Origin of the sequence: Aromatoleum tolulyticum, assembly GCF_900156155.1 — a bacterium.
Lineage (GTDB): Bacteria > Pseudomonadota > Gammaproteobacteria > Burkholderiales > Rhodocyclaceae > Aromatoleum > Aromatoleum tolulyticum.
In genome coordinates, this window is record NZ_FTMD01000005.1 from 180,974 (window position 1) to 199,939 (window position 18,966).

At 66.3% G+C, this 18,966-nt stretch carries 14 protein-coding genes; 10 read left to right on the plus strand and 4 right to left on the minus strand.

The features are described 5' to 3' along the window. Positions 1–21: 21 nt before the first annotated feature. A complete protein-coding gene (locus tag BW991_RS09505; RefSeq protein WP_076601855.1) occupies positions 22–744 on the minus strand; it encodes an IclR family transcriptional regulator in 723 nt (240 codons plus the stop codon). A gap of 510 nt (positions 745–1,254) precedes the next feature. Here BW991_RS09505 and BW991_RS09510 point away from each other — a divergent pair. The 10 genes from BW991_RS09510 (at position 1,255) to BW991_RS09555 (ending at position 16,708) form a co-directional block, all read left to right on the plus strand. Next, positions 1,255–2,142: a 4-hydroxyphenylpyruvate dioxygenase family protein gene (locus tag BW991_RS09510; protein WP_244551655.1), complete on the plus strand. Its 888-nt coding sequence runs from the start codon at positions 1,255–1,257 to the stop codon at positions 2,140–2,142. Positions 2,143–2,198: 56 nt separating this feature from the next. Continuing rightward, positions 2,199–3,041 carry a sugar phosphate isomerase/epimerase family protein gene (locus tag BW991_RS09515; protein WP_076601857.1) on the plus strand — a complete coding sequence of 281 codons (843 nt, stop codon included), beginning with the start codon at positions 2,199–2,201 and terminating at the stop codon, positions 3,039–3,041. A 283-nt stretch (positions 3,042–3,324) separates the two neighbouring features. Continuing rightward, on the plus strand, positions 3,325–4,527 hold the full coding sequence (locus BW991_RS09520; protein WP_076601858.1) for a CaiB/BaiF CoA transferase family protein: 1,203 nt from the start codon (positions 3,325–3,327) through the stop codon (positions 4,525–4,527). Positions 4,528–4,529: 2 nt separating this feature from the next. Further along, positions 4,530–5,369 (plus strand): citryl-CoA lyase, encoded by an 840-nt coding sequence (locus BW991_RS09525; RefSeq protein WP_076601859.1) that lies wholly within the window; start codon positions 4,530–4,532, stop codon positions 5,367–5,369. A gap of 90 nt (positions 5,370–5,459) precedes the next feature. After that, complete coding sequence (locus BW991_RS09530) at positions 5,460–7,220, plus strand: thiamine pyrophosphate-binding protein (protein ID WP_076601860.1); 1,761 nt, start codon at positions 5,460–5,462, stop codon at positions 7,218–7,220. Positions 7,221–7,301: 81 nt separating this feature from the next. Beyond that, a complete protein-coding gene (locus BW991_RS09535; protein WP_084205028.1) occupies positions 7,302–8,162 on the plus strand; it encodes a shikimate dehydrogenase family protein in 861 nt (286 codons plus the stop codon). A gap of 65 nt (positions 8,163–8,227) precedes the next feature. Beyond that, positions 8,228–9,010, plus strand: coding sequence for a type I 3-dehydroquinate dehydratase (aroD, locus tag BW991_RS09540; RefSeq protein ID WP_076601862.1), 783 nt, complete (start codon positions 8,228–8,230; stop codon positions 9,008–9,010). Positions 9,011–9,117: 107 nt separating this feature from the next. Then, complete coding sequence (locus tag BW991_RS09545) at positions 9,118–9,867, plus strand: sulfite exporter TauE/SafE family protein (protein WP_076601863.1); 750 nt, start codon at positions 9,118–9,120, stop codon at positions 9,865–9,867. Between the two features lie 206 nt (positions 9,868–10,073). Next, a complete protein-coding gene (locus BW991_RS09550; RefSeq protein WP_076601864.1) occupies positions 10,074–14,498 on the plus strand; it encodes a response regulator in 4,425 nt (1,474 codons plus the stop codon). After that, positions 14,495–16,708, plus strand: coding sequence for an EAL domain-containing response regulator (locus BW991_RS09555; RefSeq protein ID WP_076601865.1), 2,214 nt, complete (start codon positions 14,495–14,497; stop codon positions 16,706–16,708). The genes BW991_RS09550 and BW991_RS09555 overlap by 4 nt, the downstream gene beginning before the upstream one ends. 28 nt (positions 16,709–16,736) lie before the next feature. Here BW991_RS09555 and BW991_RS09560 read toward each other — a convergent pair whose 3' ends face one another. From BW991_RS09560 to BW991_RS09570, 3 genes are read right to left on the minus strand one after another with little or no spacing between them, the layout of a single operon-like run. Then, positions 16,737–17,672: an AEC family transporter gene (locus BW991_RS09560; RefSeq protein ID WP_076601866.1), complete on the minus strand. Its 936-nt coding sequence runs from the start codon at positions 17,670–17,672 to the stop codon at positions 16,737–16,739. 57 nt (positions 17,673–17,729) lie between these two features. Further along, complete coding sequence (locus BW991_RS09565) at positions 17,730–18,251, minus strand: chromate transporter (RefSeq protein WP_076601867.1); 522 nt, start codon at positions 18,249–18,251, stop codon at positions 17,730–17,732. Positions 18,252–18,253: 2 nt separating this feature from the next. Next, complete coding sequence (locus BW991_RS09570) at positions 18,254–18,892, minus strand: chromate transporter (protein WP_084205029.1); 639 nt, start codon at positions 18,890–18,892, stop codon at positions 18,254–18,256. Positions 18,893–18,966 lie beyond the last annotated feature (74 nt).

Here is an 18,966-nt window from a genome sequence, read left to right on the forward strand (position 1 = left end):
GTCTTCCGACCGGAGCGCGGATCAGGCCGTCTGGGCCTTCGGCAACCCCCGGACTTCGGGCCAGGTGCCGCCGAGCAGTTGCGTGAGTTCGGCAGCGAACTTGTGCAGCGTGGGCACCATGGCTTCGAGCGTCTTTTCGTCGAGCCGGTACTTGGGGCCGGAGACCGACAGTGCGCCGACTAGGCGTTGCTGGACGGCGAAGACGGGGCAGGCCACCGCCGCGGTTTCGGGGTCGCGCTCGCCCAGGGACATCGCATAGCAGCGGTCGCGGATCTGGTCGTACCTGGCACCCGACAGACCGCTGAAGGCGAGCAGGACGTGGCCGGACGCGCCGTTGTTGAGCGGGAAGGCGTCGCCTTCATGGATCGCGTCGCGAATCGCGCGCGGGGAGTCGACGCGGTGCAGGCACACGCGGCGGTCGTCGTCGCGCACGAAGAAGGAGATGCCTTCGCGGATTTCCTCGGACATGCGGCGCATGATCTGCGGCACGAAGTCCGAGGTGCTGAAGTGCTTCTGGTACAGGGAGCCGAGGTACAGCGGCTTGGGGCCCAGGCGGTAGGCGCCGTCGTCGAGGCGGCGCAGGTAGCCGAACTTTTCCAGCGACTCCGCCAGCCGCAGCGTGGTGCTCTTGTAGAAGCCTGCACGCTTGGAGATCTCGGTCAGGGTCAGGCTCTTGTCCCGGTCGGTGAAGACATCGAGGATGGTCAGGGCGCGTTCTACGGATGCGACGCCTTCGCTGCTCATGGGAATGCTCCAGTAAAATGAAACCAGGTTCTCATTATTGGAACATGATAACCGGGTTTACGGTCAATCTCGCCCGGGTGCGCGCGGCGCCGCAGGCAGCGGGGGCCAGCACGGAATCGTGGCGGCGAGGCGGCACGACTGCCGGGGTCGATCTACGATACCATTAAATAATGGAACATCGTTCTATCCGTTGCAATGGTGTTTGCAGGCGACGACCGGCCCCGTGCGGCGAGGCGGCAACACCGGCAGGAAGGCCGCGCGCGGCGGCGCAGAAAGCCGTTGGGTTCATGCGGGGCGTATGATATTAAAGCGGTCATCGACGACTTCCGTTCGCGCTGAGCCTTTCGACTTCGCTCAGGCCCGGCTTGTCGAAGCGCAGTGGCGGGGCTTCGACGGGTTCAGCCCGAACGTCAGTTCGTTGCCGGGACAACAATAATCGTGCCGAGGTCAGGCGCGGTCCCGGCCGGATACTTTACGACCCGCTCGCAAGTGGCAACCAGGAGTCAAAGGATGCAAGACCCGTTTTTTCCGACCTCTGACGCTTCAGGCAACGTCCTGGGGATGGACGGTCTCGAATTCGTCGAATTCGCTTCGCCCGACCCGGATGCGCTCGGCGCCCATTTCGAACGCATGGGTTTTTCCGCCGTGGCGAAGCACAGGTCGAAGAACGTGGTCCTGTACCGCCAGGGCGACATCAATTTCCTCATCAACTCCGACGAGGAGAGCTTTGCGCAGACGTTCAACCGGACCTACGGGCCGGGGATCTGCGCGATCGCGCTGCGCGTGAAGAATGTGGCGTCCGCCTACAAGCGTGCGCAGGCGACCGGTGCGTGGGACGTGCCGCCGCATGCGGGCGCGATGGAACTGAACATCCCCGCGATCATCGGTATTGGCGGAACGCACGTTTACTTCATCGACCGCTACGGCGATCACACGATCTACGATGTCGACTTCATTCCGATGCCGCAGACGAAGCCCCCCGCGACGCCGATGGGGCTGACGAGCGTGGAGCACGTGGCGCTCACCGTGTGTGCGGGTCGTGAGCAGGAGTGGATCGAGTTTCACGAGCAGGTGTTCGGATTCCGCGTGCTGCAAACGAGCGCGAGCGGGTCCATCTGGATGGAAAGCCCCTGCGGCAAGTTGCGCATCGTCCTGCGTCCGGCGTCCGACCAGGTACGCGAGGGGGAGCCGGCAGCCGACCCGCTGAATGTCGAGGGGATCGCCTGTATCGGCATAGAGACCCATTCGCTTGCCGAGGTGGCGGCAGGATTCGGCGAGACGGGGGTTCCGGTCGCCCGCGGGCCGGAGAGCGATCCGGAGCGGTCGGGCGTGAAGCATCTGGTCACCGCGCCGGTCGTGGAGCCGTTCTATTTCGAGATCGTGCAGCGCACGGAGTGATCCGGCGCGGCCAGGTTCGACAGCAATCACATTTCACCGCCCGGGCGGCACGAACGATGAAGACTCACAGGATCGGGATCAACAGCGCGACGCTCCCCGGAACTCTGCACGAGAAGATGGACGCCGTGCGGGAAGCAGGATTCGGTGCCCTGGTATTGAGCGCCAAGGATTTGCTGGCGCATCCCGATGGAGCCGCTGCCGCTGCACGCAAGGTGCGCACGAGCGGCGTGCGGGTAAGCGCCTTCCAGTTCCTGCGGGAAATGACCGGGGACTCGGACCGCGAGGTCGGTTATCGCATCGATGCGGCGAAATCGATGATCGAACTGGCGGCTTCGGTCGGTTGCCGGCTGCTGATCGTGTCCTCGTCGACAGCCCCCACGGCCATCGCCGACCCGGCGGCGCTGGCGCGCAACCTCGCAGTGCTCGGCACGCTCGCAACCCCTTACGGCATCCGCATCGGCTACGAGGCACTGGCGTGGGGGCGCTGGGTGAGCGAGTACCCCGATGCGTGGCGGGTCGTGCAGATGGCGAATCGCCACAACGTCGGTCTCGTCATCGATTCATTCCAGATCCTGATGCGGCAGACCTCGCTCGATCTGCTGGCGGACATTCCGGCCGACCGCATCTTCCTCGCCCAGTTGTCGGACTGCTCCTTCGACTTCGTGACCGAGATCGACGAGTTCGTCGAGATTTCGCGCCACGAGCGCCGCTTTCCCGGCGAGGGCGTGCACGGCCGGCTGATTTCCGACCTCGTCGCGCGCCTGCGCGGCAAGGGCTATGCGGGCGATTACACGCTCGAAGTCTTCAATGACGAGAATCTACGCGCCGATCTGCCGGCCGTGATCGCCCGCGCGCAGGCGTCGGTGCAGTGGCTCGCCGACAAGGTCGCCGCGGCCTGATTCGTTCCCGCTGAGTTGCGTGTCGCGCCCGTCCGGCGTGCGGCACGTGCCTCCTTTCCCCGCGTCGCGACGCCGCGGTACCTCCATCTGTTTCCTGCCGTGGCGCGGCGACGCCATCCCTTTTTCCATGGCTCGGGCCCGCGGGTCAGACGGATGTTTTGCGACCTTGTTCTGAAAAACAAAACAAGGTTCTAAAAACGGTTGCACTGTGAAGAATTGCGTTCTATTATTCGATCAACGTGACAGGATCGATGTTGATCCACAGTGAACTTAGGGGTAGCACATGACTGCAGCGCTTTCCGGAATTCGCGTCCTGGACCTGACCAACGTGCTGGCGGGGCCGTTCTGCGCGTATCAGCTGGCGCTGCTCGGTGCCGAGGTGATCAAGGTCGAGGTGCCCGAGTCGGGCGATCTGGCGCGCCAGCTCGGCGCCGATCCGGCGCTGAACAAGGCGAAGATGGGCGCGTCCTTCCTCGCGCAGAACGGCGGCAAGAAGTCGCTGACGCTGAACCTCAAGTCGGAGGCGGGCAAGGAAGTGCTGTTCCGCCTCGTGAAGAGCGCCGATGTGCTGGTCGAGAATTTCCGCCCGGGCGTGATGGATCGCCTGGGTCTGGGCTACGACGTGCTGAAGGAAGTGAATCCCAAGCTCGTCTATTGCGCGATTTCGGGCTTCGGTCAGCAGGGTCCGATGCGGCACGCGCCGGCCTACGACCAGATCGTGCAGGGCATGTCGGGGGTGATGAGCATCACCGGCGACGATGAGTCCGCTCCCTTGCGCGTGGGCTACCCCGTCGCCGACACCATCGGCGGCATCACCGCGGCCTTCGCGGTGTCGAGCGCGCTGGTGCGTCAGGCGAAGACCGGCGAAGGCGAATTCATCGACGTTTCGATGCTCGACTCGACGATCGTGACGATGGGCTGGGTGGTGTCGAACTACCTGATCGCCGGCAAGGAGCCGGTGCCGATGGGCAACGAGAACTTCACCGCGGCGCCGTCGGGCACCTTCCGCACGGGCGAGGGGCCGCTGAACATCGCGGCGAACAAGCAGGAGCAGTTCGAGGCGCTGGCCGACGCGATCGGCCGGCCGGATCTGAAGACCGACGAGCGCTTCGCCGAGCGCGAGGCCAGGAAGCGCAACCGCAAGGCGCTGAAGGTCGAGGTCGAGGCAGGGCTGGCGTCGAAGTCGGCGGCCGAGTGGGAAACCATCCTCGCGAAGCTGGGCGTGCCGGCGGGCCGCGTGTTGACCGTGCCGCAGGTGCTCGAGCATCCGCAGATCCGCGAACGCGACTTGCTCGCCAAGTTCGAAGATGTGCCGGGCGTGGGCCGCGACCTCAGCCTCGTGCGCGCCGGCTTCAAGATGCGCGGTGGCAATCCCGACGTGGCGACGCCGCCGCCGGTGCTGGGCGCGCACACCGATTCGCTGCTGGCCGAGTTGGGCTATTCCGCGCCCGAGATTTTGCAACTCCACGAACAACAGGCGGTTTGAACATGAAGAGTGCCGAGGACATCGTCCGCGACGCGCAGGCGTGGTGGACCACCGAAATCATCGACATCGAGCCGGGGAAGATCGCGATGCGCGGCTACCCGATCGAGGAGCTGATCGGCAACGTCAGCTTCCCGCAGATGATCTGGCTGATGGTGCGCGGCGACCTGCCGACGGCGGAGCAGTCGCGCCTGCTGGAGGCGGCACTCGTTGCCGCGGTGGATCACGGTCCGCATGCGCCGTCGATCGCGATCTCGCGCATGGCCGTGACCTGCGGCGTCGAGCTCAACAACGCGATGGCGTCGGCGGTGAACGTGCTCGCCGGCATCCACGGCGGCGCGGGCCAGCAGTGCATGGAGCTCTACGCGGATGCGGCGAAGCGCATCGGTGAGGGGGCCCCGCTCGACGAGGCCGTTGAAGCCGCGCTCGACGCCTATATCGCGGAAAACGGCAAGGTGATCCCCGGCTTCGGCCACCGCTTCCATCCGATCGATCCGCGCTCGGGCAAGCTGCTGGCGATGGTCGAGGAGGCGCGCGCGAAGGGTGTCGTCGAGGGGCTGTATTCGCAGATCGGCCAGCAGGTCGAGGCGATCCTCGAGCGCCGCAAGGGCAAGCGCATCCCGATGAACATCGACGGCGCGACGGCGGTGATCTACGCGGAACTGGGATTCGCGCCGGAACTGGGGCGCGGGCTGTTCATCCTGTCGCGCTCGGTCGGCATCCTCGCTCACGCGTGGGAGCAGTCGCAGCAGGGCGGCCGCATCAAGGGTCCGATGCCCAAGAACATTCCTTACACCTATGCGGGACCGGCGCGCCGTGCCGTACCCGGGAAGAATCAGGCGTAGCCCCGGCTTCGCAGTGACGGCACAGGGCGCGCGATTCGCCGCGCCGTAATCGACTAGGCAATCGACATTCAAATCTGGAGGCGACGCCAAATGAAGCAACTGATTTCCCACCAGCTCGTCCGCTACCTCGAAGACCGCGGCGTCGAGCACATCTTCGGCCTGTGCGGGCACACCAACATCGCAGTGCTGACGGCGCTGGAAGACAGCAAGATCCGCCTCATCAACACGCGCCACGAGCAGATCGCCGCGCACGCCGCCGACGGCTACGCGCGCGCGACGAAGAAGGCCTCGGTCGTGCTGTCGCACCTCGGACCGGGCCTGACGAACGCCGCGACCGGCGTCGCGAATGCCGCGCTCGACTCGATCCCGATGGTCGTGATCGCCGGCGACATCCCGAGCTACTACTACGGCAAGCACCCGCACCAGGAGATCAACCTGCACGCGGACGCGTCGCAGTGGGAGATCTACCGCCCCTTCGTGAAGCGCGCGTGGCGCGTCGATACGCCGGAGCTGTTCCCGGAGATCCTCGAGAAGGCCTTCCAGCTCGCCGAAAGCGGGCGTCCCGGCCCGGTGCTGGTGAACGTGCCGATGGATTTCTTCTCGCGCGAGATCGACGTTTCGTTGTTCACCCGCCTGCGTCATCACACCAAGGCGCTGCAGAAGCCCTCGATCGACGACGTGACCGCGAAGAAGATCGTGCAGGCGCTGCTCGACGCGAAAGACCCGGTGATCTACGCCGGCGGCGGTGTGATCCTGGCCGATGCGGCCGAGGAGCTGCGCGCCTTCGCCGAGCACCTGTCGCTGCCGGTCGCGCATTCGCTGATGGGCAAGGGCGTGCTGCCGGACGACCATGAGCTGGTGCTGGGCATGACCGGCTTCTGGGGCACCAAGCTGGTGAACGACAAGTGCCGCAACGCGGACTGGATCGTCGGCCTCGGCACGCGCTTCGCGGAAGCCGACTGCAGCTCGTGGGAAAACGAGTTCACTTTCAGCTTCCCCCCGACCAAGCTGATCCACATCGACATCGACTCCAACGAGATCGGCCGCAACTACCCGGTCGAGATCGGCGTCGTCACCGACCTGAAGAACGCGCTGACCGTGCTCAACCGCGTCGCCCGCGAGATGCTGCCGGAAGGGCGCAAGAACGACGCGCTGCGCAAGGAAATCGCTGCCTTCCGCGAGACCTTCGTCGCCGGCAACCAGAAGTTCGTGCAGGACGACTGCTTCCCGATGATGCCCGAGCGCATCCTGTCGGTGGTGCGCGAAGTGCTGCCGCGCGACGCCTTCATCACGACCGACGTGGGCTGGAACAAGAACGGCGTCGGCCAGCAGTTCCCGATCTATACCCCGGGCAGCATCCTGACCCCGGGCGGCTACTGCACGATGGGCTTCGGCGCGCCGGCCGCGCTGGGCGCGAAGGTCGCGTTCCCGGACCGCGTGGTCGTGTCGCTGGTCGGTGACGGCGGCTTCGGCCAGAACCCGGCGGTGCTCGCGACGGCGGTCGAGGAGAACATCCCGGTGATCTGGGTGGTCATGAACAACTTCGCGTTCGGCACCATTGCCGGCCTGCAGAAGGCGCATTACGGCACGACGACCGGCACGCTGTTCCGCAAGGACGGCGAGCCCTACCAGGCGGACTTCGCCGCGGTGGCGCGTGCGTATGGCGCGGAAGGCGTGAAGATCGAGTCGGCCGAGCAGTTCAAGGAAGTGCTCGCGCAGGCGGTGAAGTCGAACAAGCCTTTCGTGATCGACGTCGCGATGAAGAACAACCCGGTGCCGACGACCGGCCACTGGAACATCCTCGACATCTACTCGCCGAACGCGAAGGTGTCGCACGTCAGCACCGACTGACGAGAGGAATCAGCGCACGAACCGGCCCTCAACCCCGACAGACAGCGCTTTCAGGCATCCAATAATGGAAGGAACATTCCGATGGCAACTGCAGAAATGAATCCGCTGTCGATCTCCGGTTCGACGCTCCTCTACCCGGTCATCGGCTACCCGGTCGGCCAGGTAAAGGCGCCGATGCTGTACAACCAGCTGTTCGCGGCCATAGGCATCGATGCCGTGGTAGTGCCGCTGGAGATCGCGCCGGCCGACTTCCCGAGGGTCGGGCCGGCCCTTTTTGCCGTCTCCAACGTGCGCGGCGCGATGGTCACGATCCCGCACAAGCCTGCGTGCGTCGATTTCCTCGATGCGGCGAGCGCCGCGGTGAAGGCCGCCGGGGCGTGCAACGCAATCGTCAAGCGCGCGGACGGCACGCTGTTCGGTGATCTCTTCGACGGCATCGGCTTCGTGAGCGGGCTGAAGCGCGCGGGCGTCGAACCGAAGGGCATGCGCTGCCTGGTCGTCGGCTCGGGCGGCGTCGGTGCGGCGATCGCCGTGGCGCTGGGCGAGGCCGGCGCGGCGAGCGTGGGCGTGTCGGACATCAACACCGACAGCGCTGCGCGGCTCGCGGGGCGGCTCACGAGCTTCGGGGTGTGCCGGGAGGCCTTCGTCGCGACGAACGATCCGGCGGGCTACGATCTCCTCGTCAATGCGACCCCGCTCGGGCTGAAGGAGAGCGATCCGCTGCCGGTTCCGGTCGAGCGCCTCGCGCCGGGCACCGTGGTCGCCGACGTCATCATGAAGATCGACTTCACGCCGCTCCTGCTCGCAGCACGCGAACGCGGCTGCACGATTCACATGGGGCGGGAGATGTTCATCGAGATGGCGCCGCTGTATCTTTCGCTGTTCGGTTACGACGGCTATACGTCCGACGGCATCCGCAAGCTGGTCGGCTACAAGGATTGAGGACAGGGCGGGCGCGGCCTGTGGGTCGCGCGAACGCCCTTTTCGAACTGACGAGGAATCGATAGATGGCATTTACCCGTGCTCTGGAAGTGAAAGGCAAGCCGGTCGGCGAAGGCAAGGAACCGCTGGTGTGCGCACCGCTGGTCGGCCGTGACGAGGCCGGCGTGCTCGGCGAACTCGACGCGATAGTCGCGAAGCAGCCCGACCTGCTCGAATGGCGGGTGGATTTCTTCTCCGGCATCGCTGAGACCGACCGCGTCGTGGAATTGGCGCAGGAAGTGCGCAAGAGTTCGGCGGGCATCCCGATCATCTTCACGCGCCGCTCGATCCGCGAAGGCGGCGAGACGATCGGCATCTCGGAAGAGCAGGTGCTCGAGATGTACCAGGCGGTCGCGCGTTCGGGCGCGGTCGACTTCCTCGACTACGAGTTGTCGTGCGAGCCGAAGCATTTTGCCGCCGCGGTCGAGCTCGCGCGCGAGACCGGCACGAAGCTGATCGCGTCCTTCCACAACTTCCAGAAGACGCCCGCGGCCGAGGAGATCGTCGCGAAGTTCGTGGCGATGGAGAAGGCCGGCGCGGATGTCGCCAAGGTCGCGGTGATGCCGCAGGGGCTCGAGGACGTGCTGACCGTGCTGCAGGCGACGCTGGATGGTCAGAAGAAGATCTCGCTGCCCATCATCAGCATGTCGATGGGCGCCTACGGCTCGCTCTCGCGCCTGTTCGGCTGGGTGTTCGGTTCGTCGGTGAGCTTTGCGGTCGGACAGAAGGCGTCGGCTCCGGGGCAGGTGCCGATCGAGGATCTGCGGCGCGTTCTCGACGTGCTGCAGCGTTCGCTCGCCGGAAAGTAAGTTCCGCGCCGGGGCGTGGCGACGTAGAATCCCGCCCCCAGTTCGAGCCGCATCGGGCCCGCTTGTGCGCGGTCGGGATGCGGCTTTTGCATTTTCCGGAATCCCTGATGACCTTCGATACTGCAGGCTGGATCGTCGCCGGTATTGCCGTGCTGCTCACCGGCGTTTCCAAGTCCGGCCTCGGCGGCGCCTTTGGCGGCCTCGCCGTGCCCTTCATGTCGCTGTGGATCACGCCCGCCCAAGCCGCGGCGGTGATGCTGCCGCTGCTCGTGTTCATCGACTGGATCGGCATCCGCGCGTACTGGGGCAAGTGGTCGAAGGAGGAGATCCGTATCCTGCTGCCGGCGGCGGCGCTCGGCATGCTGATCGGCTCGGCAGTGTTCGGATGGATGCCGGAGAAGGCTGTGAAGGGATGCGTAGGCGCCATCGCGGTGCTGTTCTCGCTCGACCGCATCTTCGGCCTGCGTGCGCGCCTGAAGATGTCAAGGCCGCCGGGCAAGATGACAGGCCTCTTCTGGGGCGCGGTGTCGGGCTTCACGAGCACGATCGCGCACGCCGGCTCGCCGCCGCTGCTCGTCTACCTTCTCAATCGAGGATTGCCCAAGGGCACTTTCGTCGCGACGACGGTGATCTTCTTCACCGCCGTGAATGCGGTGAAGATCGTGCCCTACATCGCGTTGGGCCTCTTTTCGTGGGAATCCCTGAAGATGTCGCTGCTGTTGGCGCCGGTCGCCCCGATCGGCGTGTGGATCGGACTCAAGGCGCTGAAGCGCATCCCCGAGCGCGCCTTCTTCGTCTTTGCGACCGTCATGCTCGGAGTGTCCGGTGTGAAGTTGTTGTGGGACGCCTTCGCCTGACGGACGACACCCTGGGCGCGTAAAGCGAAGCATGCTTGCCACGCCTCGCAATTGCCGCCACTTGCTTGGCTTGTGCGCGGACACACATGCTGATCGGGAAAGTGAGGGAAATATCTCGCAGCGGCAGTGCACCTTATTGAGTTCCCGTTGCCGCCGGGTGATCATGGCCGCAGACCAGTGCCATAAACTCGAAGAGGTTGTCCTCCTTGGATCACGCAATCAGATGGATCGAGCTGGTGTTCGCGGAACTGCCCCTCCCGCTGTTGGAAGTGTGGGGCGGCTTCGCCTACCTGCTCGGGCTGGTGCTGATGTTATGCGCGTTCGGCGGCGTCACCTTCCGGCCGGCGGGGCAATGGCGGCTCGGCCGCGAGCGGCAGACCTGGGACGTGAAGGCGCTGCGCAGCGTCGCGCTGACCTTCGTCCTGATCCTCGCCACCGGCTACGTCGGCTCCTTCATCGTTCTGGTGCCCGGCGCGCAGACCTTCGAATCGCTGAAGGACCTCACCGTCTTCGTCTGCCTGCTGCTCTTCGGCTACCCCGCGCTGATCGCCGTGCCCTTCGCCTACGGGCTGTCGGATCTGATCGAAGGCGTTCCGCCGGCCTTCCTGCTCGATTGGCTGGTCGGCTACTTCATCAACCCGGCGTGCTTCTGGGTGGCGTATCAGCTCATCGGCAAGGATCCCGATTTCCGGCGCTGGCGGACGTGGGGCTGGTACGCGGTGTTCGTGCTGGTGTTCATGAGCATCGAGCCGCAGCTGTGGGGCTACATCGCCGCGGATAAATTCACGCCCGAGATTTCCTACCGCAACATCACGCCGGCGCTGTTCTTCACGACGGCGATCACCTGGATCCTCGCGCCCTTCGCGATGCTCGCGGCCCTGCCGTTGGCACGCCGGTACGGGCTGTTCTGGGCGGAGATCGCCGGACACGTGCGGGAGAGGGTGTTCGGCCGCAAGGAGTGGATCTGGGAAAGCGGCGCCGGCGACACGGAGGGGGCCGGCGAGAGCGGGGAGCAGGTGGGCCTGCCGATCCGCATGTTCCTCGTCGCGCCGTTCGTCGTCCTCGTCCTGCTCATGGTCGGTACGACGGCCTATTTCACCCTGCGCAGCGCGGAGGCGTCGGCCGACAAGCTCGCGGCGCGCCTGCATCAGGAAAGCTCGCAGAACATCAGCCTGTTTCTGGACGACTACTTCGACCGATCGCCGCGCGTCGAGATGTCGCGGCGCATCGGCGACATCGATCGTCTGCTGAGCCGATTGCCGATCGCCGAGCATGGCCGCGCCTTCATCGTCGATCGTTCGGGCGCCCGAATCGCGTCGTCCCGCAATGTGCTCGAGCCCGCGTTTGTCGCCGAGGGCTCCGATCCCGTCGTGCGGAATGCGGTCGATACGCTGCGCGGGACGATCGGCAGCCTGGAGGGGCTGAAAAGCGCCGTGCAGTTCAAGTTCGATCTTGTCCTGGCCAGGCCGCTGTCCCGGGAGACCTGGATGGTGCAGGCCACGCCCTACCGCGATCGCGGCGGCGAGACCGACTGGGTCCTGATGACGGCGATGCCCGCCGCGTACTACCTGGAAGGGGTGCGGGTCGGACACAGTCGCTCGGCGATGGTCTTCGCGGTGGCGCTGATGCTGTCGCTGGTGGTGGCGGCCTATCTCGCGACGATCGTCGCAGCGCCGATCTACCGCATTGCGCTTGCCACCCGCGCACTGATGAGGGGCGATCTGACGCAGCGGGTGCCGGACAGCGGATTGGAAGAGCTCGGCGTGTTGTCGCGCTCGTTCAACCGGATGGGGGCGCAACTGCAAGAGTCCTTCGAGGACCTGCGAGGCGAAGTGGAGATGCGCAGGGCCCGCGAACGCGAGCTGGAGGAGAGCCAGGAGCGCGTCCGGTTGAACGAGAACCGCATCCGCCTCGCCACGCGTTCCGCCCAGTTGGGCGTGTGGGACTGGGACGTCGAGAAGAACGAACTGGTCTGGGACGATGCGATGTACCAGCAATTCGGCGTCGACCGGGCGCGTTGCGACGTACCGAACGCGGTGTGGTTGAAGTCGCTGTCGCCCGAAGAGTACAAACGGGCGAAGGACGCGGTGCGGGCGGCGCTGCGGGGCGAGCGCGAATTCTCGTCGGAGTTCAGGATCAGCTGGCCCGACGGATCGGTCCATTACATCAAGGGGATGGCGCATACGATCCGGGACGACAACGGACGGGCCGTGCGCATGGTGGGCGTGAGCTACGACATTACCGAGCAGAGGCGTGCGGCTGTGGAGATCATGAAGCTCAACGCCGAGCTCGAACGCCGCGTGATCGAGCGTACCGCGCAGCTGAAGACCGCCAACAAGGATCTGCTGCAGGCGAAGGAGGTGGCCGAGGAAGCGAAGCGCGCGCAGTCGGAGTTCCTGGCGAACATGAGCCACGAGATCCGCACGCCGATGAACGCGATCCTCGGCATGCTCTACCTCGCGCTGAAGAGCGATCTGTCGCCGAGCCAGCACAACTATCTCGCGAAGGCGCAGGGTGCGGCACGTTCGCTGCTCGGCATCATCAACGACATCCTCGACATATCGAAGATCGAGGCGGGCAAGCTCGACATCGAGCAGGTCGAATTCGGCCTCGACGCGGTGCTGGAGCAACTGGCCGACGCGGTTGGCTATCTGGCCGAGCGCAAGGGCCTCGAATTCCTCGTCCGCTACGATCCGACGATCCCGTCACGCCTGATCGGCGATCCGCTGCGGCTGGGCCAGATCCTGCTGAACCTGTGCGGAAACGCGGTGAAATTCACCGAGCGGGGCGAGGTCGAGCTCGCGTTCCGCTGCCTGAACGCGAGCGAAACGGACATCACGCTGCAGGTGTTCGTGCGCGACACCGGTATCGGCATGACGCCGGAGGTCCAGGGCAAGCTGTTCGAGAAATTCACGCAGGCCGACCAGACGACGACGCGTCGATTCGGCGGTACCGGGCTGGGGCTGGCGATCAGCAAGGATCTGGCCGAACTGATGGGTGGCCGCGTGTGGGTCGAGGATTCACAGCCAGGCAAGGGCACGACGATGTGCTTCACGGCGCAGCTGAGGATTGCCGGGCAGGCGCGGGCACGCCAGCGCGAACTGGTGGAGCAGGTCGGTCCGCTGCTCGAAGGCGTGCGCGTGCTGGTGGTGGACGACAACGAAGGGGCGCGCGAGATTCTCGCCGAGATGCTGCGCTTCTTCCGTCTCGAGGTCGGCACCGCGTCGAACGGACCGGCGGCCATCGCCGCGCTGCAGGCTGCGGCCGCGAGTCCCTACGATCTCGTGCTGATGGACTGGCGCATGCCCGGCATGAACGGCGACGAGGCGACCGCGCGCATCCGCAACGATGCCGCGATCCCGCGTCAGCCGAAGGTGATCATGGTCACCGCTTGGGGTCGCGAGGATGCCTTCCAGCTCGCCGAACGGGCTGGGATCGACGGCTTCCTGATCAAGCCGGTGTCGCCGTCGATGATGTTCGACACGATCCTGTCGGTGCTCGGACGTGGCCGCATCTTCGGCACCGAAGAGCGCCGTGCGAGTCTGCGCGAACCGGCTTCAGGTGGCCAATTGGCCGGCGCGCGCGTCCTGCTGGTCGAGGACAACGATATCAACCGTGAATTCGCCATCGAGCTGCTGCGCAGCGAAGGGCTCGAGGTCGATGAGGCGGCAAACGGCGAGGAAGCGGTCCAGCGGGTGCAGGCGCGCGATTACGACGTGGTGCTGATGGATATCCAGATGCCGGTGATGGACGGCCTCGAAGCCGCGCGGCGGATCCGCGCGCTTGCAGGCGCGCCGGGTGTGATGGACGGGGAGCGCTTCGCCGTCCTGCCGATCATTGCGATGACGGCGCTGGCGATGGCGCAGGATGCCGAGAAGAGTCGGGCCGCGGGCATGAACGACCATGTCACCAAGCCCATCGCGCCCGATCGGCTGATGGCGACGCTGGCCAATTGGGTGCAACTGCCGGCGGGACGGGCGGGTAGGGTTGCCCTTACCAGGACGGCGGACCGCGGGGCAGTGCCCGCCGATCTGCGGGCCTTGACCAGCCTCGATGCCGGCGAAGGCATCCGCCGCATCGGCGGCAAGGCCGACGCCTACCGCAAGCAGCTCGCCCGCTTCCGAAAACGCCATGTCGATGCCGTCGCCGAATTGCGCCGGCTGGTTGCGGCAGGCGATGCGCAGCGCGCTGAAGAATGCTGCCATGCGCTGAAAGGCGTGACCGGCACGCTCGGCGCGCATGCACTGTACGAAAAGATTACCGTCATCGACGCGCTGCTGAAGCAGGGCGTGCTGCCCGATGCCGCGATGCTCGACGAGGCGGACGCGCTGCTGCTGCGGTTGATGGACGAGATCGACGGCTTGGGCGACAGCTCGGGCGCCATCCCGCGGCCCGCCGCACCGCTCGCCCCGGACACCTTGCGCGAGCTGCTGGCACGGCTCGGCGAGGCGCTCGACAACGATCTCGGCGCTGCCGAGCCCCTGCTCGCGGAACTGCGCGCCGGGCTCGCCGGTACCCCGCTCGAAGCGGAAATCACCTCAGTGGGCGCCCTGGTCGATGTGTTCGACATCGATGCGGCGCGGGCCAGGCTGAAGGGTCTGGAAGTCTCCCAATCGGATACGACACAATGAACCAGCGGAACGACCGGCAGCCGAACGACTGGAAGCAACGCGCGCGCCTCCTCATCGTCGATGACATGCAGGAGAACCTGCACGTGCTGATGAACATCCTGCGCGACGATTACGCCATCGCCGCCGCCACCAATGGCGGGAAGGCGCTCGAACTGGCGCGGCGCGAGCCCCGGCCCGACCTGATCCTGCTCGACATCAAGATGCCCGACATGGACGGCTATTCGGTGCTGGCGGCGCTGAAGACCGACCCCGCGACCGCCGAAGTCCCGGTGATATTCGTCACCGCGCTCGCCGAGGCGGCGGACGAGGCGCGAGGCCTCTCGATGGGGGTTGCCGACTACATCACCAAGCCGGTCAATCCCGAACTGCTGAAGGCGCGCGTGCGCGACCAGCTCGAATTGCAGCGTTACCGCAAGCACCCGGTGATGTTCGACATCGCTGCCCACCGCGATCCGGCGCATCCGCCTACGCTGCTGGTCGTCGACGACATCCCCGAGAACATCCACGAACTGCTCGATGCGCTGAAGGACGAGTACCGCATCATGGTCGCGCGCAACGGCGCCGAGGCGCTCGGCGTGGTGGAGGGGCCGTCGCCGCCCGACCTCGTGCTGCTGGACGTCCTGATGCCGGAGATGAGCGGCTACGAGGTCTGCCGCCGCATCAAGGCGACGCGCCGCGGCGACGGTATTCCGGTGATCTTCGTCACCGTCGTCGATGCGACCGACGACAAGGTGAAGGGCTTCGAACTCGGGGCCGCCGATTACATCACCAAGCCTTTCGATATCGACGAGGTGCGCGCGCGCGTCCGCACCCACCTGGAGCTCGCGCGCCTGCGGCGCGTACTGGAAGACCTGGTCGCGCAACGCAGCGCGATGCTGCAGGTCAGCGAGGAGAAATACCGCATCCTCGCACACCGCGATCCGCTGACCGGCCTGCCGAACCGTGCGCTGTTCGCCGAGCTGACCTCGCACGCGATCCTGCAGGCCGAACGCGACAAGACCCAGTTCGCACTGCTCTTCCTCGATCTCGATAATTTCAAGACGATCAACGAAAGCCTCGGCCACGGTCTCGGCGACCAGGTGCTGATCGAGGGCGCCAAACGGCTGCAGGCGCTGCTGCCCGGGTGCGACGCCATCGCGCGCATCGGCGGCGACGAATACAACGTGATCCTCGAGCATGGCGAAGACGTGTCGATCGACCTGACGGCGCAACGCCTGATCGATGCCTTCGCGGAACCGTTCGTCGTCGGGGGGTACAGCGTGTATGTCGGGGTCAGCGTCGGCATCGCGCTCTATCCTGCCGACGGCACCACTGTGGAGACCCTGCAAAGCAATGCCGACGCGGCGCTGCACCAGGCCAAGATGCAGGGGCGCGGCATCCTGCGCTTCTTTTCGCCGGAGCTGACGCGCCGTGCGAAGGAGCGCGTCGCGCTCAACGCCGACCTGCGCCGCGCACTCGGGCGCGAGGAGTTGCGCCTGCATTATCAGCCCCAGATCGATCTCTTCAGCGGCGAGATCGTCGGCGTCGAGGCCTTGGTTCGCTGGCAGCATCCCGAGCGGGGCATGATCGCGCCCGGCGAATTCATCCCCATCGCCGAGGATAGCGGGCTTGTCGTGCCGCTCGGCGACTGGGTGCTGCACGAGGCCTGCCGCCAGATCAAGGCGTGGTCGGACGCGGGGCTCGCGCCGCGCAAGACAGCGGTGAACGTGTCGCCTGTCCAGCTGAGCCGCGGCCAACTGGTCCAGTCGGTGAAGGATGCGCTGGAGCAGAGCGGCATCGCGCCCGCGCAACTCGAAATCGAAATCACCGAGAGCTTCGTGATGCTCGATCGCGAGCAGTCCTTCAAGTCGATCGCCGAGCTGAAGACGCTCGGTGTGCGCCTGTCGATCGACGATTTCGGTACCGGCTACTCCTCGCTGGGCTTCCTGCAGCAACTGGAAGTCCATACGTTGAAGATCGACCTGTCGTTCGTGCACGACATGGCGACGAACAGCGGCAATGCGTCGATCGTCAAGGCGGTGATCGCGCTAGGCCACAGCCTCGACCTGGAGGTCGTCGCGGAGGGGGTCGAGGACGAAGTCCAGATGCGCCTGCTGCGTTCGATGCGCTGCGACGTGATGCAGGGCTATCTGGTCAGCCGGCCGCTGCCGGCCGACGACATGACGCGCTTCCTGACCTCGTTCGAACCGGCCGCCTATCTGCGCCGCTAGCCCCGACCGTGCGTCAGAGCGGCCCGGTTCAGGCGGGCTGCAGCATCCAGATCACCGCGCTCACCGAGAAGAAGGCGCTGATCGTCGCGGCCATCAGCGAGGCGGCGGGGAGTTCCTCTTGGCCGAAGCGTTGCGCGATGATCGGGAAGATGCTCGCCATCGGCATGCAGGCGAAGGCGATCGCCGCGACGCGCAGCGTCGGGTCGAGCGGCGGCAGGAGCGCCAGCGCGATGAACACGAAGAGCGGGTGGAGGACGAGCTTGCCCGCGACGATCTGGGCGATGTCGCGGCGCATGCCGCGGACCTTGATGCCGACCAGCGTGCCGCCGATGACGAAGAGCGCCACACCCGCCGCGGCGAGCGAGAGCATGTCGATGGAGCGCGCGACCGGCGCGGGCAGGCGGACGCCCAGCAGCGCAAGGCTGAAGCCTGCCACGATGGCGATGATGAGCGGGTTCTTGCCGAGCCGGGTGAAGGTCTCGATCACCACGCGATGGAGCTTCTTGCCGTCGCCGCCGCCGCTTTCGGCAAGCGCGAGCGTGAGCGGCACGATCAGCAGGTTCTCGACGAGGAAGCACAGCGCCAGCGCGATGCCGGCCGCCGGGCCGACGACCTGCAGCACGATCGGGTAGCCGATGAAGCCGCTGTTCGACAGGGACATGCCCATGCCGTGCACGACGCTGGTCTGCAGCGTCTTCTTCTGCACGAAGCGCGCGAAGCCGATGCCCGCGGTGAACGCGGCGAGCGAGCCGAGCGTGTAGGCGCTCAGATAGCCGACGTTCATGATCTCGCCGAAGGGGCGCTCGGTCAGCGCCTTCAACAGCATCGCCGGCAACGCGATGTTGATCGCGAACTTGCCGAGGATGCGTGTCTCGCTCTTGTCGAAGAGGCCGCTGCGCACCGCGGCGAAGCCGATCGCGATGACGAGGAAGGCCGGGCCGGTGATCTTGAAGACGTCGAGCATGAGTCCAATCCGAAGGGGAGCGCGGAGCATAACACCGGGGTGTGGCGTGCCCGCGAACTAGACGAGTCCGAGGGCTCCCGCCGCCGCGCCGGCACCGATGTACCACAGGGGGTGCCAGCCGCGCGCGAGCATGAGGCCGGTGCACGCGAGCGTCAGCAGGATGCCGCGCAGGTCGAGTCCCGCCGAGGCGCCGATCAGCCAGCCGCTCGCACAGACGAGGCCCACGGCGAGGGGGGCGACGCCGGTCTGGATCGCCTCGCGCCACGGTGCGTCGCGGAAGCGTTCCCAGTGCCGGTAGAGGAAGAAGATGACGAGGCTCATCGGCAGGCTGATCGCGAGCGTCGCCGCGATCGCGCCGGGAATGCCCGCAACCTTCCAGCCGATCAGCGACACGACCAGCAGGTTGGGCCCCGGCGCCGCCTGGGCGATCGCGAAGAGATGGGCGAAGGTTGTGTCGTCCATCCATTGGCGCTGCTCGACGACGAGGCGGTGCAGCTCGGGCAGCATTGCGGTGATGCCGCCGAAGGCGACGACGGTGAGGATGCTGAACTGCAGGAAGAGATCGGCGAGCAGCGCCATCGTCACGAGTCCGTGTCCGCAGTCGTGGCAAGCCTTGCCGCGCGGCGCGCGCGTCGGTAGGCGATGAGCCCGGTCATGCCGAGCAGCGCCAGCATCAGCGGCGGCAGCGGCAGGCGCAGGATCACCAGCGCAACGAGGATCAGCGCCGCGAAGGGCAGGTAGATCCACCGCTCGGGCACGTTGCGCGCCATCTTCAATGCCGTCGCGAAAAGCAGTCCCGCGCCGGCGGCCGCGACGCCGCGCAGCATGTCCTGCACGACGGCGAGGTGGCCCCACACGCCGTAGGCGGTCGCGAGTGCCATCATCACGAGGAAGGGGCCCAGCAGCAGTCCGGTGGTCGCGACGACCGCGCCGCGCGCACCGTGGAAGCGCGCGCCCACGCAAACGGCGAGATTGACGACGTTGGAGCCGGGCAGGAACTGGCACAGGCCGAGCAGGGCGTTGAAATCGGCGCCGCTCATGAGGCGGCGTTCCTCGACGAGGAAATGCCGCAGCAGCGGCAGCACACCGCCGAAGCCCGAGAGGCCGACGCGCGAGCACGCGAGGAAGAGGTCCCACAGTCCGGGCTGGCGCGCGGGGGGTATCGCCGGGTGCGGCGGTTCCGGGGCGGTTCTGGGCGCGTCGGCAGGGGAACGATGCATGCGTCCGGCGCTCCTGGGGCGACGTTGCGGCACGGGCAGGACAGCGCCTGCGTGCCGCAGCCGGGGAAGGGGTG